Here is a 25,291-nt window from a genome sequence, read left to right as displayed (position 1 = left end):
CCTGACAGTAAGCTGATTGAAGCCAATGAGGCAAGTGCCGTCAGGCGGCTGCAGTCGCAAATTGCAGGATCAATTCAGCCACATGTTCCGGCTGCTCCTCATGCACGAGGTGACCAGTATTCGGCACGACCTCAATCTGCCCTTGCGGCAATAATTTTCCAGCGCGGCGTGCGGCGTTCGGCGAGATAGTCCCATCATTTGCGCCGATAATTTGATGGAGCGGAATCGGCAATGATTTCAAGCGCTCCTCCATATCGGTCAAATCCCAATTCGCCATCATCGCCAACGCGCCTTCCACGTGAGCGCGTGACATGAGAGCAGCTTGGTAACGCGCGAGGCCTTCGCGCGAGATTTTTGAACCGGTGGAACTCAACAATTGTTCCACCCTGTGGGTGCTGCCTGCGCCAAAAGAAAAAGCCCACGGAACGAATGGATTTAGGAAAAGTAATTTCGCAGCAGCGGGAAACAAGTGACTCGCTAGGCCCGGAAACGGGAAAAACGCCCCATTGATCGAGATGATCGCGCTCGGTGCTTCAGTAAGATGACCGAGCATTTGCACCGCAATCGCAGCGCCTGCGCTATGGCCGACGATGAGTGCCGGCTGGATGTCTTCACCTTCCAGTAATGCGACAAGCTTTCTAGCAACGCTGGGCAAAGTAGGACGATTGTCCGGCATGGGCTGCGTGAAACCGTGACCGGGAAGGTCCAGCGCCACGACACGGTAATGCTGCGTTAGATGCGGCATCATATCGGCATAAGAATGGGTCGTCGCACCGCTGCCATGGAGCAACAAGACCACCGGCGCTTTCTTCGGGCCGGATAGTTCCTGAATGTGGAACGCCTGCCGGTCCAACACCACGAAACGGCTGGCTTCGGCATGGGGCCAGTCACGCTTGTGTCGGTTCCAATCCAAGATGCAGCCTCAGTTTGCGGTGCGCACGGCGGCGCTAAGTGTCGCCGCGTTGGCGAATGGCATCGGCACGTAAGCTGCCGCCATGGCTTCCGCAAGCGCTTTGGCTTTAGCGGATGGGCGACGACCCACGTCTAGCAACACAGCGTTAGCGCCAGTCGTTGCGAAAGCGTGAGCCGAGGCCAGTGCCTCATCGCCCGCTCTGCTTCTGCCGCCGGTCCCATCAAGCGCAACGTTTGCGCTGCCATCGGTCATGATGACGATGGTGGGTGTGCGGCCTTTATCCTGCTCATCGCGTGAGGCTTCCGCCGCGAGGCGCAGCGCGTCAGCCAACGGTGTACCGCCGCCGCCGGGTAAAGCCGCAAGAGCGCGTTTAGCCCGCAAGAGAGAGCGTGTGGGGGCCAGCAACATTTCAGCCGTCTGCCCGCGAAACGAGATAAGGCCGACGTGATCGCGACGCGCGTAGCTTTCGCCAAGCAGAAGTTCCACCGCGCCTTTGGCCTCCGCCAACCGGTTCAATGCTGTCGAACCGGACGCATCTACTGCGAAGATAACGCTGCTTGCAGATTTTTCCTTGTAGCGGCGCACGTGAAGATCACCCGCACGAATCTGGATTGGACGTGGATCGTCTTCGCGTGCACGCAACTTCTGCCAAGGGGCTGCGGTGCGGAGCGTCGCGATAAGATCGAGGCGATTGCCGGAACCTGGACGTCCTTTCCGGCTGGTCAGCGGGCGGCCACGATCGAGCGCTTTCCGCGCTTTGCCCACGCGGCCAGTCTCGGCTTTGGAGCGGGTTTTCGAGGTGCGGGCGGCCATGAGTTGTTCGAGCAAGCCATCAGGCAGTTGCGCCGTGATCGCATCCAACACCATATCCAGTGGCGGCAACTGATCGACCTCACAGTCGTCGGCATCATTGTCGGGCCGTTCGGAGCTTTCCTGTTCGGGCGGGGGCGGCGGTGGTGTCTCCTCCTGCTGTTCCTGTTCGGTCTCGGGCGGAGCTGGCAACATCGTGGCCCGATTGATCAGACAAAGCCTACAAGCGACTTCCAAATCGCTGCCTATGGCTTCCGCTCGTCCTGAATGAACCGCAATTGCCCTCGTCACAGCGGCAAGCTGAAGCGAAACGCGTAGGGACGTGAGGCCAAAACCGGGTGGGATCGCAGCGATAGCTTCGAGGAGCTCACCCGAAATCTGCGCTGTTGCGCTAGCATTGGAAACGCTGCGAAGACGGTCGCTGTCTAGAGCGCGAATGCCGATCTGGCGCAGGTCTATATGCAGCGCTAGGCGGTCGGTAAGGGCCTCTGCCATAGGTTCATCACCGTCTTCCGACTCATCGAAAACAATCAGCGAAAAGCGGCTTGCTGCGATATGGCTTGCGCCATCGCGCTCGATACGAACGAAACCATCGTCAAATGCAGCGCAGATGGATGCAACAGTCTCTCCCGTTGCGCCTGCCGACTGCAAAACGAGCACGCCGTCATCGGCCTTGGCGAGCAACCCCTCTTCAAGAACCGTTCGCCCTGTTTCCAGCGTTGCCGCAAGATCAAGCCCGCCCAGCAGGCGGTCCAGCGCAATAGCAGACGGCACACGATGTATTGGGGTTTCGCCCAAGCGCGCAGCCAAACGCGCCATCCATGCATCGCGAACCGGCCCTGCAGAGGCGCGAATGCGAATTCCTACCCGACCTTCTGCAGCCATGGCGGCAAATAAATCAGCGGCCAGACACGCGTCATCCCAAAGCGCGACCTCGGCTTCCGGGGGTGCAGGAAGGCGGGGAATGTCCGGCAGGACGGAATGCACTGCGGCCCTCACGCGGCTTCGCGGGCAGCGAAGATATCGTCCAGAATGCGCTCCACGCGAACAGTGGCGCGGGCATCGTCCAACGGATTGCGGCGCAAGCGGTGGCCTAGAGCGAGCGGTGCCATCGCCCTCACGTGGGAAGGTTCCACAGATGTGGCCCCCTCCAGCGCGGCGTGGGCGCGGGCGGCTTTGATGAGGGTGAGTTCGCCGCGCAGACCGTCCGTGCCGAGTGCGATGCAGATTTCAGCAATCAGCAGCAGAGTGGCATCAGGAACGTCGAGGTTCGGTAGCTTTTCACGAGCTGTGAGAATGCGCTTGCGGTTCTTCGCGTCAGCGCTTGCCCAACGCTTTGCGAAGGCCGCGCGGTCTGCGTCGAATGCCTCGCGGCGCTTAATGATCTCGACCCGCTGTGCGGGATCTTTTGGTGTTTCCACATCCACCGACAGCCCGAAGCGGTCGAGCAGTTGCGGGCGCAATTCGCCTTCTTCAGGATTGCCGGAGCCAACAAGGACGAACCGTGCGGGGTGGCGCAACGATAGACCCTCGCGTTCAACGACGTTGGAGCCGGAAGCAGCGACGTCCAGCAAGACATCGACCAAATGGTCCTCGAGAAGATTCACTTCGTCGATATAAAGATAGCCACGGTTGGCATCCGCCAGCAGCCCGGGCTCAAACTGCTTTTCGCCATCGACAAGCGCACGTTCAATATCTAATGCGCCAAGCACACGGTCTTCCGTCGCTCCGAGGGGGAGATCGACCACCGGCACGGCAACTGTGCGGGTACCTTGTTTGGCTAAATCGGCGTTCGCAGCGCAGATTTCGCAAAGCGCATCGGTGACAGCGGGATCGCAGTGATAGTGGCAATCCTTTACCGCCTTGATGGGTGGCAACAGATTGGCCAAGCCGCGCACGGCGGTGGTTTTCCCGGTGCCGCGGTCGCCCAAGGCCAGCACGCCTCCAAGGCTGGGATCGACGGCGGACAACAGTAGCGCATGTTTCAAGCTGTCCTGCCCGACAATGGCTGAAAACGGATAGGCGATGCGCTTGGCTGTTGCGGCTGCGGCTGACATTTACTGCTCCCGATGGAAATTAGCCGCGCAAACACAGCCGTCAGATGACGTTGACACCTGTCTTTTCATTATGACAAGTGAATTGGACATGTCGAGTGCTGATCGCCTTACCCAACCGCCGTCTTTGGAAGGCTTTCGTGACGCTGTCCCGCGGCGGCTTTGCACGGATTGTGGCGTGTCGCGGATGGCTGACCCTTCGGCATGCGGCACCGCCTGCCAGTTCATCGCACCCGAATATGCAGAAAGCGAAATGGTGGCCCACGGGCGCGCGGCCAGCGAACGGCCCGACGAAGTTCATTTCGGCGTCCATCAACGCATCGTGCGCGCACGAATGGCGCATTCAGCGGAAGGCGCACAGTGGACAGGAATCACCACCGGCCTTGCCGCAGAACTGCTGGAACAGGGCAAAGTCGATGCCGTTCTGGCGATGGTGCCCAGCGACGACGATAAATGGCGACCGAAACCTGCACTCATCACTGATGCAGCAGATATGACCCGCGCCAGAGGTATGCGAATGGGGTATGCGCCGCTGCTGGCGTTGTTGGAGCCTGCTCTTGAAGCTGGCCACAAACGGCTCGCGGTCATCGGCATTCCCTGCCAAATCCACGCGTTGCGGAAGCTGGAAGCGGAGCTAGGGCTTGAACGGCTTTACGTGATTGGGACGCCATGTTCCGACAACACCACGACCGAGAATTTCCACACGTTTCTCGAATTGCTCGACGACCGACCTGAGCGGATTACCTATCTGGAATTTCGCGCAGACTATCAGGTGGAGTTGCGCTTCGATGATGGGACGAAGCGCGAAATTCCATTTTTGAAACTGCCGATTTCCAAATTGCCTTCAGACTTCTTCCCCCTCACCTGCCGCACCTGTGTCGATTACACGAACCGACTGGCCGACATCACCGTGGGTTATATGGGCGGTACCGGCGAGCAGTGGCTGATCGTCCGCAACGAACGCGGGGAGGAATTGCTGGCTGATCTCGACGACAAGATCATCACAGGACCGGTGGCATCAAAGGGCAAACGTGAGAGCCATGTGCGTGGGTTCATGGCGAATGTCGAACGCGCCGCTGGCGGACTACCGCTACGGGCGATGCCGGATTGGGTTCGGCCAATAGTGGCGTTCATGATGCCGAAAATCGGCCCCAAGGGACAGGAATTCGCGCGCACGAGGGTCGAGATGAAAGCGATTGAAACCGTGCTGCATCTGCGCGCGGCGATGCCGAAGAAAATGCGGTCGATGGTGCCTGCCCATATATGGAAGCTGGTCGCGCCCTACGGGCTGGTCCCCGAAAAGGACGAGAAGCCAGCAGATGATAAGGCAGCTTAGGCGGCATTTCCCGCGGCAACACCCGAGGCCCATGCCCACTGGAAATTGTATCCACCAAGCCAGCCGGTCACATCCACCGCCTCGCCAATGACGTACAGACCCGGGCAACGCTTAGCTTCCATCGTGGTGGACGACAATTCTGCCGTAGATATGCCGCCCACAGTGACTTCCGCTTTTGCAAAACCTTCCGTGCCATCGGGCAGGAAAGGCCATTTCGCGAGTTGCTCACCGGCCTGACGCAACGCTTTGTCGGAGCAGTCGCCCAGCATAGCGGGCAAGGCCAATTTGGTGACGAGTGCCTGCGCCAAGCGCTCCGGTAAATGGCGGGTCAGCAATGCAACGGGTTTGGTTTTAGGCGCCGCGTGCTTTTCCTCGATCAACCAGTCGTGTGACGTAACGTCCGGCAACAAATTGACATGCACCGGTTCGCCGTGCCGCCAGTAGGACGACACCTGCAGCATTGCTGGGCCTGACAGACCTTTATGGGTGAACAGCGATGCCTCGCGAAAAACAGCCTTACCCACCGTAGCGATGGTCTCAGTGGCAACGCCGGATAATTCGCGGAATAAGCTGTCGGCATTCGGCAGCGTGAATGGCACGAGCGCGGGGCGCGGCTCCACGACCTTCAAGCCGAATTGTCTGGCAAGTTTGTAAGCGAAATCGCTCGCGCCCATCTTGGGTATGGATGGACCACCGGTGGCGATGATGAGGCTTGAAGTTTGATGGGCTTTGCCCGCCAGCATCAGTTTGAAACCGTCATCAGTGCGTTCGACTGCCTCCGCAGCACTGCCGAATGCGAACTCGACACCCGCCACTCGGCACTCTTCCATAAGCAACGCAACTATCTGTTTTGCGGAGCCGTCGCAGAACAGTTGCCCCAGCGTTTTCTCGTGCCAAGCGATGTCGTAGCGCTCCACGAGATCGAGAAAATCGCGTGGGGTGTAGCGGGCAAGCGCCGATTTCGCGAAATGCTTGTTCGCAGAAATGAAGGTCTCGGCGCGGGTGTTGATATTCGTAAAATTGCAACGACCACCGCCACTTATGAGAATCTTCTTACCCGGTGAATCCGCATGATCTACGACCAGCACGCTGCGTCCACGTTGACCTGCGCGCGCGGCGGCCATCAGACCGGCTGCCCCTGCCCCCAAAACGATGACGTCGTATTTTGCCATTCTACTTAGTCGTCTCGATGGATTCAGTATCGATGAAACCACCGGACTGGCGCGACCAGAGCGAGGCGTAGAGACCCTTCTGTTTCACCAGCTCATCGTGGGTGCCCTGCTCCACGATCTGCCCGCCATCGAGCACGATCAGCCGGTCCATATCAGCGATTGTGGACAGGCGATGGGCGATGGCGAGGACTGTCTTGCCTTCCATCAATTCAAACAGTTTCTCTTGAATGATCGCTTCGACTTCCGAGTCCAAGGCAGACGTTGCCTCGTCTAGAATCAAGATCGGCGCGTCCTTCAGGAACACCCGCGCGATGGCGACGCGCTGGCGTTGGCCGCCGGACAATTTTACACCGCGCTCACCCACTTGTGCATCGTATCCGGTGCGCCCGTCATTGTCGCGAAGCTCCATGATGAACTCGTGAGCATTGGCCTTTCGGGCCGCCGCTTCAACTTGCTCATCGGTCGCATCAGGTCGGCCGTAGGAGATGTTTTCGCGCACAGAACGATGCAGCAAGGAGGTATCCTGCGTCACCACCGCGATCTGCGCACGAAGACTTTCCTGCGTCACGCCGGTGATGTCCTGACCGTCGATCTGCACCGTGCCACCTTTGATGTCATAGAGGCGCAGCATGATGTTCATCAGCGTACTTTTGCCCGCACCTGAACGCCCGATCAGGCCGATTTTCTCGCCCGGTGCGATAGTGAGGTTCATGTCTCTGATGATCCGCCCATGGCGATCGTATTCGAACGACACTTCATCGAACGCGACTTCACCCTTTTTGACGGTGAGCGCCTTTGCATCCGGCTTGTCCAAGACGCTGCGTGGCTGCGCGATTGTGTTCATGCCGTCGATGGCCATGCCTATGGATTCGAACAATCCCGCCATTTCCCATAGCACCCAGTGGGACATGCCAGACAAGCGCGTGACGACCGCAGCTGCGACAGCGACCGCAGCAACAGTCGCGGACCCATCCAGCCATTGCCAAATGGCGATTGCGCCGACCGAGAACAGGAGCAAGTTGTTCAAGAAGTCGAGCGACATGTTCATGCCGGTGGACAGGCGCATTTGCGGATGAACTGTCTTCAGGAAATCGTCCATAGATTCGCGCGCGTAGCTGGTTTCGCGCCCTGCGTGGGCGAAAAGCTTCACGGTCCCGATATTCGTGTAGCTGTCCACGACGCGGCCCGTCATCATGGAGCGGGCGTCAGCCTGACGCTTCGACACTTCCGCCATGCGCGGCAGAAAGTAGCGCATCACGAAACCGTAAAGGACAACCCACACGATGAAGGGCATCAGCAACAGCAGATCAAATGATGCGACGAGCACAGCGGCGCTGATGAAATAAACGATGACGTAGATGAAGATATCCAACACCTTCGTCACCGCTTCGCGCACACCAAGTGCCGTCTGCATGACCTTCGTCGCCACACGACCGGCGAACTCGTCCTGATAGAAGTGCATCGACTGGCCCAGCAAATACCTATGCGCCTGCCAGCGAATTCGCATGGGATAGTTGCCCATAATCGTCTGATGAAAAACCAGCGACCACAGGACGTGAACCACTGGCAAAAGCACCAGCGTCACCAAGCCCATCATGATGAGGGTGCCCTTTTCCTGCTCCAGAAAAGTGGCCCTATCGGCCGTGGATAGCCAATCGACGATACTGCCGAGATAACTGAACAGAGTGACTTCCAGCATCGCGACCGATGCTCCCAAAAAGCTGACGATTGCCAGAATGGGCCAAATGTCTTTGGAATAATGCCAGCAAAACGCAAGCAGTCCTTGCGGGGCTTGTTCCGGTTCCTGCGGTGGAAACGGGTCGATGCGGTTTTCAAACCAGCTTAGGATGCGGTCGATGAGACCAGACATGATGTTGCCTCGCGCGCAGCGGTGATGCTGGACGACTCGATATGGGGGTTGGTTGTCTTTTTTACACGGGCCAATTGCCGGAACAATTGCAATTGGTCGGGCAAGGGTGTGACTAACGCAACCGCATATGAATGTGGTCGATGCCAGCATCATCAAAAACATCGCCTTGGGCTTCGAAACCTTGTTTTTCGTAAAGACCACGCGCTTGAATTTGTGCGTCCAGAGCTATCGGTAAATCAGGTGCCAGCGTTCTGGCAAATTCGATCAGTTGTCGAAGCATTACCCCGCCGAGACCTTTGCCCCGATGCTCGTTTATCAAAGCGATGCGCTGAAGCTTCGCGTAGCTGGGAAAGATAACGATGCGGGCGGCAGCAACCGGTTCGCTGTTTTGCCAACCGAGATAGTGGTGAGCATCGGTCGAATCATGATGATCGATCTCCATGTCCAACGGCACATGTTGTTCATCCACGAACACTATATGCCGCAACCGCAACGCATGGGCGCGATCCGTTGGCGATGTGGCTGGTCTCAACTCGAAATTGTCTGATCGTTCGATGGTAGGCGCACCATAGTGAATCGGATGCGGCCATCCGGAAGGTTCGACCAGCTTTCCACACGCGTCCAATGAGTTGCAACAGGCCAGCGGCGCATCCATTCGAAAGTCGTGCTGCGGGCTTCATCAGCATCCATCGTGAAGGTCTGACGACGCAATTCAATGCCAGCGGGCGTGTCTAAAGCCTGCAGCGCTTCTGAAACGAGCAGTTCGGTGTGCGTATGGGAATGAGACAAGGGCGCAACTTCTCCGAAGTTCTTCAACCGGTTTTGACGGCGTCGGAGCCAACCTTGGGCGAAAAAATTGTCATGCGCAGTGACTTTTCTCACTTCAACGACCGTATGGCTTGTCAGAACGGCAAAACGCATGGCACCCAATACTCAATGCAACCGCGACTCTACCGGAGCTTCCATGCGCGACCGTCACTCCCTACCGCCCGGCCTGCCTGACGATATCGAAGGCAAAAAAGCCACCGCACGCGCATGGTTCGAAGAATTGCGCGACGATATTTGTGCGCGGTTCGAAGCCATCGAAGATGATGTGAAAGGCCCGTTCTCCGACAAAGACGCCGGTCGCTTTGAATTCACCCCGTGGCACCGCGACGAGGGCAAGGGTGGCGGCGGCGTCATGGGTATGATGACAGGCCGCGTGTTCGAGAAAGTCGGCGTGCATTGCTCAACAGTTCACGGAGAATTTTCGCCGGAATTTCGGGCACAGATGCCTGGCGGCAACGAAGACCCACGCTTTTGGGCATCAGGCGTTTCGTTGATCGCACACCCGCAAAATCCCAACGTGCCAGCCGTTCACATGAACACCCGCATGGTGGTGACATCGACGCAGTGGTTCGGTGGCGGTGGTGACCTGACGCCCGTTTTAGACGCGCGGCGCACACAAACCGACCCCGACACTGTGGATTTTCACAAAGCGATGGAAGCGGCGTGTAATGCCCACGATGTTGCCGACTACGACGAGTTCAAGGCGTGGTGCGATGAGTATTTCCACCTCAGCCACCGCGATGAACCGCGTGGCGTTGGCGGCATCTTTTGCGACTATCTCCACAGCGGCGAAAAGCACGACATGTGGGATGCAAACTTCGCGTTCATTCAGGATATCGGACGCGAATTCGCAGACATTTATCCGGCCCTCGTTCGCCGTAACATGGAGACACCGTGGACAGAGGAACAGCGCGATGAGCAGTTGATCCGCCGTGGCCGCTACGTGGAATTTAACCTGCTGCAGGATCGTGGCACTATCTTCGGCTTGAAGACCGGTGGAAACGTGAATTCGATCCTGTCCAGCATGCCGCCAGTGGTCAAATTCCCGTAAGAAGCTCTTCGGAAGACAGGGCGAAGTCACTGTCGATCCAGCGCTCTTCCATCTTCGACAAGCGTTCGGAGATCGCGGGGCCTGGTTCCATGCCTGCTGCGATCAAGTCAGCGCCCCGCACGGGTAGAATGGGTCGCTGCCAACGCTTGAGCCATTTCAACTGGCGGCGGCGTTTTTTCGCATCTGCATCACTTGTGGCTATCGCCAGCCTCAGCCGGTCTGTAACTGCCTGATCGTTGTTGGTTCGGTATAGAAAGCGGGCAAAGGCTTCCTGTTTCGTTTTCGCTGCAGGCAGTTCCAACTGCGCCCATGCAAGCAGCCTGTCGCGAACGCTGTTGGGTAGCTTGAGGCGCTCTGTCGCTGAGGCAACCCGCTCTTCCATCGGCGGCAAAATCGCCATCAGGCGCAACACAGCGTCCGGCTCCCACTTTCGCTCTTTTTCGGTTTCGATGAGCGGGTGAATACCATCGATGCCCCAGTTTTCGCTTTCGGGTAGAATTTTGGACAGCACGCCGGTTTGCCGCATCCACAGTACGGCGCGAACAGGATCGGGAGCGGCGAGCATCTTGGACAGTTCCTGCCAGACACGTTCGGCGGAAAGGCCCTCCAAGCCATCCTTTTCGCGTGCGCAGGCGCGAAGACCATCTGCGTCCGGGCGGAATTTTCCGTACCAAGCGAAGAAGCGGAAGAAGCGAAGGATGCGGAGATAATCTTCACGAATGCGCTGGGTGGCGTCATCGATGAAAACGACGCGGGCTGCCAGCACGTCTTGCATGCCGCCGAGTGGGTCGAAAACCGTGCCGTCAGCGTCGAGGTAGAGCGCATTCATTGTGAGATCGCGGCGGCGAGCATCGGCCTCCCAATCCGTTCCGAAAACAACAGTGGCGTGTCGTCCATCCGTTTCGACATCGGCCCGAAGTGTCGTCACTTCATAGGCATCACCATCGATGATGGCGGTAACCGTGCCGTGGTCGATGCCGGTGGGGACAGATTTGTGGCCTGCGCTTTTCAACCGCTCCACCACCTCCGAAGGCACCAGCGTGGTTGCCACATCAACGTCGGCGATTGGTTGGTCCAGCAAGGAATTCCGCACTGCGCCACCGGCAATTTTTGCTTCGCCTTCGCCGTCGTTGAGCAAGGCAAGAAGAGCTTGAAGTTGCGGGCGATGCAGCCACGGCTGATCTATATGTTCAGCCACCGTAAAGCCGCTCCTGCACTGTGTGAATAATACCCGCGGTCACGCCCCAGATGTTTCGCTCTGTGCCGTCGTCATCATAGGGTATGGCGTAGAAAAAGCGTTCGTTGCCTTTGAACTCGCGACTTTCCTTGATGTGGTTGTCGGCGTTCATCAGGAAAGCCAGCGGGACAAAGAATGCATCGGCGACTTCATCGGGACTCAGATTCAACTCTGGCCAACCGCGCCCAATCGCCAGCACCGGATGGATGAGGTAGCCGGAACCGGAGTAGTATTTGCCCATCGCGCCCAACACCTCGATGTCGGCCTCACGCAGACCGACCTCTTCTTCAGCCTCACGCAATGCGGTTTCGATAGGTGTTTCACCATCGTCGATCTTTCCACCGGGAAAAGCCACCTGACCTCTATGACTCGACAGATGGTCGGTGCGTTTCGTCAGGAGAACCCATGCCTCACCATCGCGCTCGAACGCGCAAATGAGAACTGAGGCAGGTTTGAACGTTCGCTCAGACAGTTCCGGTGCATAGTCGGGGTTAAGGGCGTGGTCGCCACCGACGGCTGCCATCACATCAGCCCGCGAAGCAAAGCGCTGGCTTACGCGTTCGCGAAAACCAGCGACCGAAAAATCAGAGGACTCCAGATGCGCGAGGGTCAAGCGTTGTCTTTCGCGACCTGCGTAGCCAGTTCGTCGGCTGGCATCATGGGGAACACTTGCTTGCCGGAGCGAACACCAAACATGGTTCGACCGTCCATCTCGATTTCTTCTCCACGTTCAACCAGTTCGTACATGACAGGTCGCGCCAACAGCGCCTCCAACCGGCCCCGAACCAAAACGTAGGGTTTCAACTCGTCGTTCTCGCCAGAAATATCGAAACGGATCGGGTGGTCGTCATCTACTGTGACGACATCCCCCACATTGGTGCGGAATGTCAGACGACCATCATCGTCCTCGCCCATTTCAACAGCGAGAAAATGTGCGTCCTCGACTGTGATGCCGACCTTCTCGACCGGCGTGACCAGATAGGTCTTGCCGTCTTCGTCTTTCCGCAGAATCGTTGAAAACAAACGCACAAGCGGAGCGCGGCCGATCGGCGTACCGTTATAGAACCACGTTCCATCGCGCTTGATGACCATGTCGAGATCGCCGCAGAAGTCCGGATTCCATTTGTCCACCGGCGGCAAGCCCTTGCCACCACCGCCGTTTTCGCGCGCTCGCCGCAGCAACTCTTCGAGACCTGATGGATCTTGGGCTGGATCACGGGATGATGATGTGTCGCTGTTGTCAGAGGCCATGGCGTTGGAATACCCTTTTCAACTTGCGCAGCGCTTCGTTGCGTACCACGCTTCTGACGATACTAACGGGCAAAAGCCATACTGGTTCGCCCGCCAATTTGCCGCCCCGTTTTGCGTCCACCACATAGTCATATGCAAAAAGTGGGCCGCAACTCACGAGAAAACCAGCAGGGATTTGTCGAGCAATGAATGACATGAGCCAGACGCCAGCAATAGATGATGCAGCGCTTGTTGCGCAGGCAGAAGCTGCGGTTGAAACCGTTGGCCGCGCCCGTGAGGCCATCGCGCAGGTTATTTTCGGGCAGGAAGATGTTGTGGGCAACACGCTCACCACGGTGCTGGCTGGCGGGCATGGTTTGCTTGTCGGTGTGCCTGGCCTCGCCAAAACCAAGCTGGTGGACACGCTTTCAACCGTTCTTGGCCTGAACGGCAATCGCATCCAGTTCACACCGGACCTTATGCCATCGGATATTCTCGGGTCGGAGATCCTCGACCAGGACGACGCAGGCAAACGCTCGTTCCGCTTCGTTAAAGGCCCGATCTTCGCGCAATTGTTAATGGCAGATGAGATCAACCGCGCATCGCCGCGTACGCAATCAGCGCTTCTGCAGTCCATGCAGGAATATCACGTCACCATCGCCGGTGAACGCCATGACCTGCCGAAGCCGTTCCACGTTCTCGCAACCCAGAACCCGCTGGAACAGGAAGGCACATATCCGCTTCCCGAAGCGCAGCTGGATCGCTTTTTGATGCAGATCGACGTGCTTTACCCTGATCTTGAAGCCGAACGGCGCATTTTGCTGGAAACGACCGGTAGCGATGAAGCCGTCCCCATGGCAGCGATGACGGTAGAGCAGCTTATGGACATTCAGGCGTTGGTGCGGCGTATGCCGGTGGGCGAAAGCGTTGTGGAAGCTATTCTTGGCATCGTCCGCGCTGCCCGCCCGGACGAAGACGATGGCGGCACCGCTGCACAGAAGCACATCGCTTGGGGCCCCGGCCCTCGTGCATCACAGGCTCTCATGCTTACCGTTCGCGCCCGTGCCTTGCTTGACGGACGCCTTGCGCCTTCGGTCGATGATGTGGTCGCGCTTGCAGAACCCGTGCTTCAGCACCGCATGGCGTTGAATTTTGCCGCCCGTGCGGAAGGCGTTACGGTTCGGCAGGTCATCGCCGATCTCAAAAAGCCTTGGCAATAGGACGGGACGCGCATCTTGGCCGTCACCATCGGACAACGCAGTGAAACGGAAAACAGTCGTGAGGTGCTGGCGAGAGCCCGCGCCCGCGCTGCCCTCATTCCCGACTTGCTGATAGACGCCCATACCATTGCCAACACGGTTACCGCCGGTTGGCACGGTCGTCGCAAACGCGGTTCTGGCGATACATTCTGGCAGTTTCGTCCCTACGACACCGGCGAGAGCATGGCCCGCATCGACTGGCGTCGCTCGGCCCGCGACGACACGGGTATTTTCGTGCGCGACCAAGAGTGGGAGTCAGCGCATACCGTTTGGGTCTGGGCCGACTCGTCGTCCTCGATGCTGTACAAGTCTGAGCTGGGTCACGTCTCGAAACAATCACGCGCATTGGTTTTGGCGCTGGCGGCTGGTGACGTGTTGGCGCGTTCCGGTGAACGTGTGGGCTGGCCAGGCGTGACCCGCGCGGTAGCATCCAGAAACGGGGCTGAACGTATTGCTGCGCAATTGATGGCCGCCAAAGAGATGCCCGAATTTCCACCACTGCAAGATGTGAGAAATCGCTCCGAACTTCTTTTGGTATCAGATTTTCTGGCGCCTATGGATGAAACGCTGGAGCGCTTATCAACCATTGCGCGACGGGGCGTTCGCGGAACATTGCTCCAAATTATCGACCCTGCCGAGGAACGGTTTCCGTTCACCGGCCGCACCCGTTTTGAAGACCCTTCATCAGGCGCAAAACTGACTTTTGGTCGGGCGGAAACGCTGCGCGATGACTACACGCGCATCTTTGCTGCGCGGAAACAGGCGCTGTCGGACCACTGCCGCCGACTCGGCTGGCATCACGTGGTCCACCATACGGATGAACTGGCTTCGACTGCATTGGTGGCCGTTCACACGCGCCTGACGCTGCCTTCGTTCGTGGGAGCTGCCGCATGACATTTCTTGGCCTCACGATCGGCGCGCCGCTTATTCTCGCTGGGCTTCTTGCCCTCCCGCTCATCTGGTTTCTGCTGCGTTTAACGCCGCCACGCCCACGCGACGAGGTGTTTCCGCCCACAGCGATCTTGAGCGAAATTGCGCCCAAGGAAGAAACGCCAGCGCAAAGCCCGTGGTGGTTGACGTTGTTGCGTCTCGCCATGGCAGCACTGGTCATTCTCGCCCTTTCAGAACCGGTCTGGAATGCGCGTGATAAGCAATTAGCGGCTGAAGGGCCGGTGTTGATTGTGCTTGATAATGGCTGGACCGCCGGGGCTAATTGGCCCGCGCGAAAAGCAGCAGCCCGTGTATTGCTGGACGAAGCAGAAGATGCCGGCCAGCCAGTGGCTTTCGCTCTTACAGTCACTGGCACGCCAGAGGCTCTTTCGCCGAAATTGGCATCGGAAATCCGCCCGCAATTAGAGGCGGCGCAGGCGCGCTCTATCCCCGGCGACCTTTCACCAATAACGGCAGCGCTTTCACAAGGCACAACGGCCTTCGGAACAATCGCGTGGCTGGCCGATGGTTTGCAAAGTGAGCTTACTACAGGTTGGATCACCGCAGTTACCGCCCATGGCCCGACGCGCACGCTTTATCTCGCTCCCGAAAGCGGAAAACTGCAAGTGTTGACCAAAGTGACCAACACGCCCGAAGCCCTGACCGTGGGCGTCGAAAGGGCCGATTTCAGTGGCGAGAAGACAGGTACAGCAACCGCCTTTGACCAAAAGGGCAGACCGCTAGGAACCGCGTCTTATGAATTCGAAGGCAACACCCAGTTCTCCGAGGCAAGCTTCGATTTGCCAGTGGAACTTCGTAACGAAGTCGCCCGAATAGCAATAGACGGTGGAGCAACAGCAGGCTCTGTCCAGCTGCTGGATGAGCGATTCCGTCGCCGTCGCGTAGGTATCATTTCAGGCGCTAAGGCGGACGCTGCCGATCAACCATTGCTGGCACCTACTTACTATATCGACCGCGCGTTGGCCCCGTTTAGCGAAGTTCGCCAACCCCGCGCTGCAGGCGTTGCTGATGCCGTACCAGAATTGTTGGAACAGGATGTCTCAACGCTCGTTCTCGCAGATATCGGCACCTTGCCAACAGACACTGAAGAACAGTTGACCGATTGGGTGCGTCGCGGTGGCCTGTTGGTGCGCTTTGCCGGCCCACGTATGGCAGGCGCAGAGAGCGATGCTTTGGTACCGGTAGAACTGCGCAGAGGCGACCGCAGCCTTGGTGGAACGCTGACGTGGGGTACGCCGCAACCGCTGGCCAATTTCGCAGAAGACAGCCCATTTTCTGGGTTAGATATACCTGCTGACGTCACAGTGTCCCGACAGGTTTTGGCAGAGCCAGGCATCGATCTCGTAGACCGCACATGGGCGAGCCTTGCAGATGGTACACCATTGATCACCGCATCCCAACGCGGCGAAGGCTGGATCGTATTGTTTCACGTAACGGCCAACACATCATGGTCAAACCTGCCGCTTTCCGGCAGTTTTGTTGATCTGCTGCGCCGTATCGTTGCCGTATCAAATGGCGCGATTTCTGCTGATACAGTTGCTGGCGGCGGCACGACCGCGGCTGCGCGTTCTGCCACAGAGACCACCTTACCGCCGTTGCTTTCAATCGACCCTCAAGGACGCATTTTGCCAGCGTCTTCTGATGTCGAACCACTTCCTGTTCGCGCTGGCGCCGAACCGGAGTTACGTTTTCAAAACCCGCCCGGGACTTACGGCACGAGCGATGCATTCCGCGCGTTGAACCTGTTTAGCGGTCCCGCTGATTTGAAACTGTTTGACCCTGCCACTCTGCCTGCAGGCGCGGTTGTTGAAGGTTATGCGAGCGAGAATGCAACAGATATCAAACCATGGTTGCTTGCCCTCGCTATCATTTTGCTAACGCTCGACTGCCTCGCCGTACTATGGATGGGGGGAGCGCTTCGCCGTATGCCAAAGACACGCTCAATGGGCGCAGCAGCGCTTGTACTTGTGTTTTTTGTTTCAAACCCGACGCCGGGCCTTGCACAGGAAGACAGCTTTGATTTCGAAAATACTCTTCGAACCCGCCTCGCCTATGTGCAAACTGGCGATGATGCATTGGACCGCCTTTCCCAAAAAGGGTTGCTCGGCCTTACACAGTTCATTTCCAGCCGAACATCGCTGGAACCAGGCGAGCCGGTTGGCGTGAATATCGAAACTGATGAGCTGGCTTTCTTCCCATTGCTCTATTGGCCAATTTCGGAAGATGCGGCTGTTCCGAATGAAGCCACCATGGCGCGGATCGATACCTTCATGAAGCGCGGCGGCAGTGTGCTGTTCGACACGCGGGACCAGCTTTCCGGCGGATTTGGAAACGGTGCAGTGACGCCGCAAACCCAAAAACTGCGGCAAATATTGTCGACCCTCGACATTCCGCCGCTGGAGCCGGTGCCTGAAAATCATGTTCTCACCCGCGCTTTTTACCTGCTCAATGTGTTCCCCGGCCGTTATCTAGACGGACCACTTTGGGTGGAAACACAGGCGACCGGTGAGGATGATGCCGAACGACCAGCGAGAGCCGGTGATGGCGTCTCGTCCGTAATGATCACGTCGAACGACCTCGCTGGCGCATGGGCAATTGAAGCTGACCGCTCGCCTAGCCTACCCATCGTGCCGCCTAATCCCACTCAACGCGTCTATGCCTACCGCACCGGCGCAAACATCGTGATGTATACACTGACCGGTAACTACAAATCCGATCAGGTCCATATTCCAGCGCTCCTGGAAAGGCTTGGCCAATGAACGCCTGGTCCATCGATCTAGCTCCCCTTTTCCCGCTGCCCATCATTATTGGATTGGCAGTGGTGGCCGGATTTCTGGTTGCCTACGGAATTTTGCGCGGTTTGCGCGGCGCGTGGATGCGCGCCGGTGCTTGGGTGTTGTTGGCGCTCGCACTGCTGAACCCATCTCTGCTGCGGGAAGACCGGGAGCAATTAAAAACCGTAGTCGCTGTTGTGGTGGACGAAACCGACAGCCAAAAATTCGATGATCGTGACACGCAAACCGAGGCGACACGTGCTGCCGTGAAAGCGTTGATCGACCGTATGCCGCAGTTTGAACTGCGGGAAGTCGTTGCAAAAAATGGTGGTGCGGAGACTGGCGACGCATCATCGGCTTTGTTCTCAACGCTACAAGCAGCCCTTGGCGATGTACCGCCAGAACAGGTTGGTGGCGCGATATTGTTGACGGATGGTCAGGTTCATGACGTTCCAGAATCCAGGGAAGAGCTAAGCTTCAATGCCCCCGTTCACGCGCTACTTTCTGGCAGCGAAGATGATCGCGACCGCCGCCTTCAAATCGTCAAGGCACCACGCTTTGGCATAGTCGGTCAAAGCCAAGAACTCACGTTTCGTGTTGATGATACGAACATTGACCCTGCGCTTAGCCAACTTGAAATCCGCTTGTCCATCGACGGCGAATTGGTGACCACCGAGCGTATCGTTTCCGGCCAGGATTTCAGCCTGTTTTTCGATGTTCCCCACGGCGGCAAGAACGTTATTGAACTGGAAGCCGAAAGCGTCGATGATGAAATCACTACGGTGAACAACCGCGCATTTACTGTGCTGGATGGCATCCGCGAAAACCTGCGAGTCTTGCTGGTTTCCGGCGAACCCCATGCCGGTGAACGCACATGGCGCAACCTGTTGAAGTCGGATGCTTCGGTCGATCTTGTCCATTTCACCATTTTGCGCCCGCCGGAAAAGCAGGATGGTACACCGATCAATCAGCTATCGCTGATCGCTTTTCCAACGCGGGAGTTGTTCATCGAAAAGATCGATGAATTCGATCTCATCATCTTTGACCGCTACCAGCGACGTGGCGTTCTGCCGGTGCTCTATTTCGATAATATCGCGCGTTATCTCGAAGAAGGCGGGGCCATTTTGGTGGCTGCCGGGCCGGAACACTCTGGTCCTGCAAGCCTCGACACGACCCCCCTCTCCCGCGTCATGCCGGTGCGCCCCACAGGCAATGTCACAACCGGACCGTTCAAGCCGCTCGTGTCTGATGAAGGGCGCCGCCATCCGGTGACGAACTCTCTTCCCGGTCTGCCAGCGCTAGGCGCTGAAGGCGATGCTGCCGACCCCGACTGGAGCCGTTGGTTCCGCCAGATTGACGGCACAGCAAACCGCGGCAGCACCGTTATGAACGGGCCGAACGATCAGCCGTTGCTGGTGTTGGACCGACCCGGTGACGGCCGCATCGCGATGCTGATGTCGGACCATGTCTGGCTATGGGCGCGCGGGTTCGAAGGCGGTGGACCGCACAGCCAATTACTGCGCCGTTTGGGCCATTGGCTCATGAAAGAGCCGGAGCTCGACGAAGAGGCGTTGAGAGCTGAAGCCAATGGCAATCGCATCACCGTTGAACGCCAGACCATGGGCGATGAACCAGGCCCGCTGACGCTCATAACACCTTCCGGTGATGTGATTGAATTGGCGTTTGAGCCGCAAGGCGACGGCAAATTTGCAGCGTCTTACGAAGCACCTACTCTAGGCCTCTATCGTCTCGCCAACGGTGATTTGACGGCACTGACCCATGTCGGGCCTGTTAACCCGCGCGAATATTCCGACATCGTATCCACCGCCAGCCTGCTGGAACCGGTGGCTAACTCCACTGGTGGGAATGTGCTTCGTATGGCGCGCGATGGGTCTGCTTCGGCGCTTCCCAACATCATTCCCGTGCGCGGCAACTCTGCAACCAGCGGCAATGGCTGGATCGGCTTGCGGACAACGGATGCCACGCGGCTCATTGGCGTATCGCAAATTCCATTGTTGGCTGGCTTTCTTGGCCTTGCGATTTTGCTGCTGGCGATGGCGGGTATGTGGGCGCGTGAAGGGCGCTAGAGCGCTCTTGCGTTGCCGGACAAATCTTCCGCTCCACCTTCGCAAAGTTCAGCCACCAACACCCGCATAGGATCGACTGGCAGCGGCGCTTCAAACTTGCCGTGCGGCACAGCTCTGAAACCAAACGGGTGATAATAAGGCGGATCGCCGACCAGCATGACAGCGCCCCAGCGCTCAGCATTTTGATCAGCCCGCGCTGCGTCCATCACAGTTTTCATCAACTTGCGACCAACACCCATGTTTTTGGCCAACGGATCGACGCCGAGCGGGCCGAGCATCAACACTTCGCGTTCGCCCCACCTGATTGGCGTAAGCCGCACCGTGCCGATGATAGTGTCATCACGCCGGGCAACGAATGTGAATTGCGGAACAGATGTTGTTTCGCCACGCAAAACGTGGGCTGCACGGGTCAAGATTGCGGGGCCGAAAACGCGCTCGATCAGGGCGGCTACTTCGGCAGAATCGGCAGCGGTTTCCAATGAGATGTAAACAGACGAAGCAGAATCAGCCGTCTGGCTTGAGAATTTTACGGAGGTCATGTCGGCAGGCTTTCAAAGAGATCGCGCGGCACATTTGGCCGCGAATTTGAGCTGCAAGCGCAGCTCCGCGCATTCACCGCTTGGATCGTCGTCGCAATGATGTTGCCGTAATAGCCATAGGTGGCCGCCTCTTCTCTTCGATCACGTTGGCTAACATGAGTTTGAAACCACGTCCATACGGTTTGCTGGACGGATGAGCCTAGCCCCTTTACCGATCGTACAACGCATCAGGCGATGGAGAATGACGATGGGTCTGCTGGTCGACGGAAAATGGCAGGACAGTTGGTATGATACCAAGAGTAGCGGCGGGAAATTCCAACGCAGCGAAGCTCTGTTTCGCAATTGGGTGACCGCCGATGGAAGTGTTGGGCCATCCGGCGAAGGCGGGTTCAAAGCGGAAGCTGGCCGCTATCATCTCTACATTTCACACGCTTGCCCGTGGGCTAACCGTGTTGCAATTTTCCGCGTTCTCAAAGAGCTGGAAAGCCTTATAGATGTATCGGTTGTCGATTGGTACATGGCAGACCAAGGCTGGACGTTCGACAAGAAGCATGACGACGCAGTGGGCGACAATCTTCATAATTTCGATCTGATGTCCAAGGTCTACACCGCAGCCCAACCGGACGTAACATGCCGTGTCACGGTGCCGGTGTTGTGGGATAAACAGCAAGCGACAATCGTCTCAAACGAGTCGAGTGAAATCATTCGTATGTTCAACTCGGCCTTTGATGGCTTCACCGGAAACACTGAAGACTTTTATCCCGAAAATCTTCGTGGCGTGATCGATGAGGTGAACGAGCGCATCTATCACACGGTGAATAACGGCGTTTACAAATGCGGCTTTGCTACCACGCAAACCGCTTATGAAGACGCCTTTCATCCGATGTTTGAAACGCTGGATTGGTTAGAGGAAAAACTATCCAGCCAACGCTATCTTATTGACGATCAGATCACGGAAGCGGACTGGCGGCTATTCACAACGCTCATCCGCTTCGATGCCGTCTATGTCGGTCACTTCAAATGTAACCGTCAGCGCATCGCTGACTATCCAAACCTGTTCAACTACACGCGCGAGCTTTATCAGTGGCCGGGCGTCGCGGAGACGATCCGTATGGACCACATAAAAAACCATTATTATGCAAGCCACGAGACCATCAACCCGACACGTATTGTTCCCGTTGGGCCTGATTTAAACTTCGATGCGCCGCATGATCGGGCACGTTTCGCTTAGGTCAAAGATGTTCAAGCTTGCCCATATCAGTGACGTCCATCTGGGGCCGTTGCCTCCGTTCAAACGCAGCGCACTGCTGTCCAAGCGCGTGCTTGGCTATGCCAACTGGCGGTTGAACCGGAAGGGCGACTTGCATTCCGGTGTGTTGGGCAATCTGATCGACCATACCCTCGCAACCAATCCGGACCATCTCGCGATCACCGGGGATCTGGTCAATCTGGCGCTGCCAGAAGAGATCGAACTGATCCATCAATGGCTCACGGGACTGGGTGCACCAGAGGACATTTCGGTGATTCCCGGCAATCACGACACCTACGTTCCTGGCGCATTGAGAAGGATCATCGAGCGTTGGAAACCCTGGATGCAAGGCGATAAACCGGTCGCTGGAAACCCATTTCCCTACCGACGCGACCGGGGAGCGGTAGCTCTCATCGGCACCAATTCAGGACGCGCGACCGCACCGTTTCTGGCAACAGGCTCGTGGCGGGCACAGCAGGATAGCGACACATCGGAAATGTTACAGCGAGCGAAAGCAGACGGACAGTTTCGCGTTGTGATGATCCATCATCCGCCCTTCCCCAATGCCACCGCACAACACAAAAGACTGATTGGCGCGAAACGGTTCCGTCGCATGATAGCCCGCGAAGGGGCCGAGCTCATTCTACACGGGCACACTCATATCGTGAGTGACGAACGTATTGATGGGCCGGACGGGCCGGTGCCGGTCATTGGTGTGCCATCAGCCAGCCATGGCCCTCGTCTAACGCCGAGCATAGGTCGCCCGGGTGCGCGCTACAATCTGTTTGAAATTTCAGGCAACCAAGGCGCATGGCGCTGTCGCCAACAGCAATTTGGTTACGGCGACGGCCAACAGAAAATCTCCGAACTCGCGGACGACATAATCGCGATTGCCGGTCAGAACGCGGCTGACGAATAGACGATGACGGCCGCGATTGTGCCGAGAAGCGACGCAATTGCGCCGAACAAGAACCAACCCAACCGTCTAGGTGCAGGAGAGTTTGGCTCTGCTCTCCGGTCGAGGTTGTTGACGCGGGTCGGTGCGGTGTCGGCTTCGCGCAAAATACGCAACGGTACGACATCAGATTCGATCATGGTTTCGCGCGCGATCACACGCTCGGCGATATATTCGGACACGATATCTGCCATGCTTTCGAGTTCGACAATTTCAGCCAAAACGACACGACCGTTTCGCGTGTCTTTAAACATGCGGTACGTTCGACCATCGCGACCAATAGCTACGAATGCGGTTTGATCGACCCAAAGCCGCGGGCGCGAACCTGCGACCAAGGTAAATTCAAAACGATCGTCGTTTGGATCGACCTCTTCAAATACCGGTCGAAGTTCGTCAGCCAGATTTTCAAGGCGCAACCGTTCAGCAGCCAACCTACCGGTCTTGGCATCCTCACGCTCAGCGTTACGGCTACGAAGCTTTTCAACGGATGCTTTCAGGCTGCGGGACGGCCCGCTCAGTTCCACCGGCTTTGCGTCATCATCTGACTTGTCGGTAGAACTCATGAGACTGCGCCTACTCTAGAACAGGAATTTTCTGACCAATTTATCGCGCTTGTACACGTCCTCGTAGAAAAGCGGAACGCCATCTTCGTTGATCCATGCTGTAAAGTAGGCGAGATGCACGGGCATCTTGCGTTTGAAATTCACGCGCTTGCGCTTCTTGCTTTCGATAATCGGGGTCACCTGAGACGGGTTCATGCCGCCTTGCAGTTCATAGAGCTTGCGGGCGAAATCCAGTGGTTTATCGACGCGAATACAGCCGTGGGAGAAGGCGCGGCCGGTGCGGGAGAACAGGTTTCGCGATGGCGTGTCATGCAAATACACGCTGAATTTGTTGGGAAAGATGAATTTCACCTGCCCCAGCGCGTTGCGCGGTCCGGGTTCCTGCACGATGCGATACGGAAAGCGTTTGGCCGATACAGCGCTCCAATCCACCGCGTAAGGGTTTAGCTTCTGAGAATTGTTGCCCCAGCCGCTGTAGAGCGAATAGTTCTTCTCAACCAGATAAGCAGGGTTGTTGCGTATCTTCGGCAGCATTTCCTTGCCAGCAATAGACAGTGGCACAGTCCATGTCGGGTTGAACTCCGCATAAGATATGCTCGACGAGAACATTGGTGATTGGTGGAATGGCTTGCCAACAATAACGCGACGTTTGTCGTAAATCTCAGTGCCGTTCATCGTGAACATCTCAAAACCGGCCTGATTGACCAGCACGTGCGCCTTGCCGAGATCACGTGGCAACCAGCGCCAGCGCTCCAGATTGATTGCGATCTGATCGACACGCTGAGCCGCTGTTACCGACAAAGCCCTGAAAGACGCCGGACCAGCTACGCCGTCCGATGCCAGACCGTGGCGTTTCTGAAAATGTTTGACCGCATCCACGAGGCCTTCGTCATAAAGATCGGCAAACTCGACGCCGCGAACGTCGTAACCACGGGCGGCGAGGTTCTGGCGCATTTCGTTCACGCGAGCATCAGTCATTCCAGGCTTGAGTGTTATCCCTTCGGTAATCGGCTGCCAGCCGCCGCGGGCCATCAGACTGCGATACCCTGCCAACATTTGCCGTAGCTGGCCATATTGTGGATGCCGTGGTCGCAACGTCGTCAGCATCGCAGATACGCCGGTGGCCGTCGCGCCTTCAAGCCACTGGGTGGCGTCACGTTTCTTGCGTTTGATGACAATGTTCGGGTCTGAAACGGAGGGCGTTGTGAAACCGCTGTAAAGATCAAGCCCAAGCTTAAGAAACGCATCACTCATGGCAAGTTCCAGCTTGGCTGCATCATCATCACTCAACTGGCCTGCAAAGCCGCGCACGCCAGCGAGATATTCGTTTGGATCAAGCCCATCGCGGTATGATCCACTCAGTTCACCGAGCAATGCTTCGCCCTGCTGGTTCAACTGTCCATTGGTCAGCCAGATAGGGGAATTTTTGCGCCGTTCATATGTCTTGCGCAGATTCTCGGTCGAGAATGTTTGGCCGGACCATGACACAGTGCTTCTGACCAATTGCGTGGCGATGACGTCAGAAGTTTGCGCTGCGGCTGGAACGGTGGCTGTAACGCCAGCCAGAATGGCAGTCGCAATCATTGTATATTTGGACATGGTTCGCCCCCCGGTAACAACTTTCAGGTCAGCGCCTGAAACATGGTTAATATAATGTAACCTAAAGCTTGCCGAATCCTTAAGCCAACGCAGGGTGCGTATGGCTCATCACTCCAACTATCGGACTTGTTCTGCGATGAATGCCTGATCACTATCGGCTGCGAAGTTCGTCGGATTATCATCAAACCCAAGCGGCATGACGCGCACCTGCCGAACCTCTTTCAGAAACGGGCTGCGCTTCCCTTTCACCGGTCCAAACAACGTGACGTCGATGGTCAAGCCGGAGCGTTCGCCAGCGCTCGCGTTGCCGGACAACGTCACCACCGCCATTGGGTTTTTCGCTAGAAATGCCTCGCCACTGCGGCCGCTGAGGTTGCCCTCAAGCACGGTCAGATGATCGACAGCGTCCAAACGCAACTGCTTGATCTGCCGGTAAGCATCGCTGCCGATATAGGCATTGAAGCCCTCACGGGTTTCCGCGTGAATGACCGTAATTTCTGTTGGCACTGGAAAGGCAGGCTCTACCATCAGGTCCACCACCCTCAAACGCGCCAGCACCGTCATGCCATTGGCGCGCCAGATCGGCTTCACCTTCTTGATGAAGTCATCATAACCCGCCTGCCCGCCCTGTTTGACTTGCGCTAGCGCAACAAAGGTTACGGGTTCTGCTCTCGCCTGCCCCGGCCATAGCATTGCAAAGAGTAAGAAAAATGCCGCTAACGGCGCATGCACCCTCTTGCCGAGTGCGCTTTCAACACATAACCTTGTCGTCATGACCATCTTCGCGCTCCTAACTGCTTCCGACCTGCTGCTA

The 25,291-nt window shown here is 57.3% G+C and carries 22 protein-coding genes; 8 read left to right on the top strand and 14 right to left on the bottom strand.

What is annotated here, in order from left to right:
* Positions 1-40: 40 nt before the first annotated feature.
* The 3 genes from bchO to bchI are packed head-to-tail and all read right to left on the bottom strand — an operon-like array spanning position 41 to position 3,780.
* The gene (gene bchO, locus R2A130_RS11945; RefSeq protein WP_009758321.1) at positions 41-913 is read right to left on the bottom strand and encodes an alpha/beta fold hydrolase BchO; all 873 of its coding nucleotides are present in this window, start codon (positions 911-913) and stop codon (positions 41-43) included.
* A 9-nt stretch (positions 914-922) separates the two neighbouring features.
* Positions 923-2,722 carry a magnesium chelatase subunit D gene (locus tag R2A130_RS11940; RefSeq protein WP_083804291.1) on the bottom strand — a complete coding sequence of 600 codons (1,800 nt, stop codon included), beginning with the start codon at positions 2,720-2,722 and terminating at the stop codon, positions 923-925.
* Positions 2,719-3,780: a magnesium chelatase ATPase subunit I gene (gene bchI / locus R2A130_RS11935; RefSeq protein ID WP_009758319.1), complete on the bottom strand. Its 1,062-nt coding sequence runs from the start codon at positions 3,778-3,780 to the stop codon at positions 2,719-2,721. Before bchI ends, R2A130_RS11940 begins: the two co-directional genes overlap by 4 nt.
* Positions 3,781-3,964: 184 nt before the next feature.
* Between bchI and R2A130_RS11930 the strand changes: the two genes are divergently transcribed.
* Complete coding sequence (locus R2A130_RS11930) at positions 3,965-5,113, top strand: Coenzyme F420 hydrogenase/dehydrogenase, beta subunit C-terminal domain (RefSeq protein ID WP_247869265.1); 1,149 nt, start codon at positions 3,965-3,967, stop codon at positions 5,111-5,113.
* On the opposite strand, the gene R2A130_RS11925 is transcribed toward R2A130_RS11930, so the two are convergent.
* The 4 genes from R2A130_RS11925 to R2A130_RS18700 all read right to left on the bottom strand — a co-directional run bounded on the left by R2A130_RS11925 (position 5,110) and on the right by R2A130_RS18700 (position 8,944).
* Positions 5,110-6,285: an NAD(P)/FAD-dependent oxidoreductase gene (locus tag R2A130_RS11925; RefSeq protein WP_009758317.1), complete on the bottom strand. Its 1,176-nt coding sequence runs from the start codon at positions 6,283-6,285 to the stop codon at positions 5,110-5,112. The genes R2A130_RS11930 and R2A130_RS11925 overlap by 4 nt on opposite strands.
* A 1-nt stretch (position 6,286) precedes the next feature.
* Positions 6,287-8,155, bottom strand: a complete 1,869-nt coding sequence (locus tag R2A130_RS11920) for an ABC transporter ATP-binding protein (protein ID WP_009758316.1) — start codon at positions 8,153-8,155, stop codon at positions 6,287-6,289.
* 112 nt (positions 8,156-8,267) lie between these two features.
* A complete protein-coding gene (locus R2A130_RS11915) occupies positions 8,268-8,624 on the bottom strand; it encodes a GNAT family N-acetyltransferase (protein ID WP_198008707.1) in 357 nt (118 codons plus the stop codon).
* Positions 8,625-8,683: 59 nt separating this feature from the next.
* Positions 8,684-8,944, bottom strand: coding sequence for a hypothetical protein (locus R2A130_RS18700; RefSeq protein WP_009758314.1), 261 nt, complete (start codon positions 8,942-8,944; stop codon positions 8,684-8,686).
* A 175-nt stretch (positions 8,945-9,119) separates the two neighbouring features.
* Between R2A130_RS18700 and hemF the strand changes: the two genes are divergently transcribed.
* Positions 9,120-10,034, top strand: coding sequence for an oxygen-dependent coproporphyrinogen oxidase (gene hemF / locus R2A130_RS11905; protein ID WP_009758313.1), 915 nt, complete (start codon positions 9,120-9,122; stop codon positions 10,032-10,034).
* On the opposite strand, the gene R2A130_RS11900 is transcribed toward hemF, so the two are convergent.
* The 3 genes from R2A130_RS11900 to R2A130_RS11890 are packed head-to-tail and all read right to left on the bottom strand — an operon-like array spanning position 10,021 to position 12,522.
* Positions 10,021-11,232, bottom strand: a complete 1,212-nt coding sequence (locus tag R2A130_RS11900; protein ID WP_009758312.1) for a CCA tRNA nucleotidyltransferase — start codon at positions 11,230-11,232, stop codon at positions 10,021-10,023. The two genes, hemF and R2A130_RS11900, sit on opposite strands and share 14 nt — an antisense overlap.
* Positions 11,225-11,884, bottom strand: a complete 660-nt coding sequence (locus R2A130_RS11895) for a CoA pyrophosphatase (RefSeq protein ID WP_009758311.1) — start codon at positions 11,882-11,884, stop codon at positions 11,225-11,227. Before R2A130_RS11895 ends, R2A130_RS11900 begins: the two co-directional genes overlap by 8 nt.
* A complete protein-coding gene (locus R2A130_RS11890; RefSeq protein ID WP_009758310.1) occupies positions 11,881-12,522 on the bottom strand; it encodes a DUF1285 domain-containing protein in 642 nt (213 codons plus the stop codon). Before R2A130_RS11890 ends, R2A130_RS11895 begins: the two co-directional genes overlap by 4 nt.
* A 185-nt stretch (positions 12,523-12,707) precedes the next feature.
* Between R2A130_RS11890 and R2A130_RS11880 the strand changes: the two genes are divergently transcribed.
* From R2A130_RS11880 to R2A130_RS11865, 4 genes are read left to right on the top strand one after another with little or no spacing between them, the layout of a single operon-like run.
* On the top strand, positions 12,708-13,721 hold the full coding sequence (locus R2A130_RS11880) for a MoxR family ATPase (protein WP_009758309.1): 1,014 nt from the start codon (positions 12,708-12,710) through the stop codon (positions 13,719-13,721).
* A gap of 15 nt (positions 13,722-13,736) precedes the next feature.
* On the top strand, positions 13,737-14,654 hold the full coding sequence (locus R2A130_RS11875; protein ID WP_009758308.1) for a DUF58 domain-containing protein: 918 nt from the start codon (positions 13,737-13,739) through the stop codon (positions 14,652-14,654).
* A complete protein-coding gene (locus R2A130_RS11870) occupies positions 14,651-17,470 on the top strand; it encodes a DUF4159 domain-containing protein (RefSeq protein ID WP_009758307.1) in 2,820 nt (939 codons plus the stop codon). Before R2A130_RS11875 ends, R2A130_RS11870 begins: the two co-directional genes overlap by 4 nt.
* Positions 17,467-19,572 carry a membrane protein gene (locus R2A130_RS11865; protein ID WP_009758306.1) on the top strand — a complete coding sequence of 702 codons (2,106 nt, stop codon included), beginning with the start codon at positions 17,467-17,469 and terminating at the stop codon, positions 19,570-19,572. The genes R2A130_RS11870 and R2A130_RS11865 overlap by 4 nt, the downstream gene beginning before the upstream one ends.
* Here the strand turns inward: R2A130_RS11865 and R2A130_RS11860 are convergent.
* Positions 19,569-20,111: a GNAT family N-acetyltransferase gene (locus tag R2A130_RS11860; RefSeq protein WP_009758305.1), complete on the bottom strand. Its 543-nt coding sequence runs from the start codon at positions 20,109-20,111 to the stop codon at positions 19,569-19,571. The genes R2A130_RS11865 and R2A130_RS11860 overlap by 4 nt on opposite strands.
* A gap of 247 nt (positions 20,112-20,358) precedes the next feature.
* Here R2A130_RS11860 and R2A130_RS11855 point away from each other — a divergent pair, with 247 nt between their 5' ends.
* Entirely contained in the window at positions 20,359-21,342 is a 984-nt protein-coding gene (locus R2A130_RS11855) for a glutathione S-transferase family protein (protein WP_009758303.1), read from the top strand.
* 7 nt (positions 21,343-21,349) lie between these two features.
* Complete coding sequence (locus R2A130_RS11850) at positions 21,350-22,279, top strand: metallophosphoesterase (RefSeq protein ID WP_009758302.1); 930 nt, start codon at positions 21,350-21,352, stop codon at positions 22,277-22,279.
* On the opposite strand, the gene R2A130_RS11845 is transcribed toward R2A130_RS11850, so the two are convergent.
* The 3 genes from R2A130_RS11845 to R2A130_RS11835 form a co-directional block, all read right to left on the bottom strand.
* Positions 22,258-22,878: a hypothetical protein gene (locus R2A130_RS11845; RefSeq protein ID WP_009758301.1), complete on the bottom strand. Its 621-nt coding sequence runs from the start codon at positions 22,876-22,878 to the stop codon at positions 22,258-22,260. The two genes, R2A130_RS11850 and R2A130_RS11845, sit on opposite strands and share 22 nt — an antisense overlap.
* 15 nt (positions 22,879-22,893) lie before the next feature.
* Positions 22,894-24,477, bottom strand: a complete 1,584-nt coding sequence (locus R2A130_RS11840) for a murein L,D-transpeptidase (RefSeq protein ID WP_009758300.1) — start codon at positions 24,475-24,477, stop codon at positions 22,894-22,896.
* Between the two features lie 117 nt (positions 24,478-24,594).
* Positions 24,595-25,251, bottom strand: a complete 657-nt coding sequence (locus tag R2A130_RS11835; RefSeq protein WP_156798490.1) for a hypothetical protein — start codon at positions 25,249-25,251, stop codon at positions 24,595-24,597.
* Between the last annotated feature and the right edge of the window lie 40 nt (positions 25,252-25,291).

Source organism: Ahrensia sp. R2A130, assembly GCF_000179775.1.
Classification (GTDB): domain Bacteria; phylum Pseudomonadota; class Alphaproteobacteria; order Rhizobiales; family Rhizobiaceae; genus Pseudahrensia.
Note: the sequence above shows the minus strand (reverse complement) of the source record. Positions and strands in the feature narration are given on the sequence as shown.

Bases quoted from the DNA above. Each gene is read 5' to 3' on its own strand.
- R2A130_RS11865 (WP_009758306.1), top strand. From the start codon at position 17,467: ATGAACGCCTGGTCCATCGATCTAGCTCCCCTTTTCCCGCTGCCCATC.
- R2A130_RS11850 (WP_009758302.1), top strand. From the start codon at position 21,350: ATGTTCAAGCTTGCCCATATCAGTGACGTCCATCTGGGGCCGTTGCCT.
- R2A130_RS11840 (WP_009758300.1), bottom strand. From the start codon at position 24,477: ATGTCCAAATATACAATGATTGCGACTGCCATTCTGGCTGGCGTTACA.
- R2A130_RS11860 (WP_009758305.1), bottom strand. From the start codon at position 20,111: ATGACCTCCGTAAAATTCTCAAGCCAGACGGCTGATTCTGCTTCGTCT.
- R2A130_RS11890 (WP_009758310.1), bottom strand. From the start codon at position 12,522: ATGGCCTCTGACAACAGCGACACATCATCATCCCGTGATCCAGCCCAA.
- R2A130_RS11920 (WP_009758316.1), bottom strand. From the start codon at position 8,155: ATGTCTGGTCTCATCGACCGCATCCTAAGCTGGTTTGAAAACCGCATC.
- bchI (WP_009758319.1), bottom strand. From the start codon at position 3,780: ATGTCAGCCGCAGCCGCAACAGCCAAGCGCATCGCCTATCCGTTTTCA.
- R2A130_RS11835 (WP_156798490.1), bottom strand. From the start codon at position 25,251: ATGACGACAAGGTTATGTGTTGAAAGCGCACTCGGCAAGAGGGTGCAT.
- R2A130_RS11855 (WP_009758303.1), top strand. From the start codon at position 20,359: ATGGGTCTGCTGGTCGACGGAAAATGGCAGGACAGTTGGTATGATACC.
- R2A130_RS11925 (WP_009758317.1), bottom strand. From the start codon at position 6,285: ATGGCAAAATACGACGTCATCGTTTTGGGGGCAGGGGCAGCCGGTCTG.
- R2A130_RS11880 (WP_009758309.1), top strand. From the start codon at position 12,708: ATGAATGACATGAGCCAGACGCCAGCAATAGATGATGCAGCGCTTGTT.
- R2A130_RS11870 (WP_009758307.1), top strand. From the start codon at position 14,651: ATGACATTTCTTGGCCTCACGATCGGCGCGCCGCTTATTCTCGCTGGG.
- hemF (WP_009758313.1), top strand. From the start codon at position 9,120: ATGCGCGACCGTCACTCCCTACCGCCCGGCCTGCCTGACGATATCGAA.
- R2A130_RS11930 (WP_247869265.1), top strand. From the start codon at position 3,965: ATGGCTGACCCTTCGGCATGCGGCACCGCCTGCCAGTTCATCGCACCC.
- R2A130_RS11845 (WP_009758301.1), bottom strand. From the start codon at position 22,878: ATGAGTTCTACCGACAAGTCAGATGATGACGCAAAGCCGGTGGAACTG.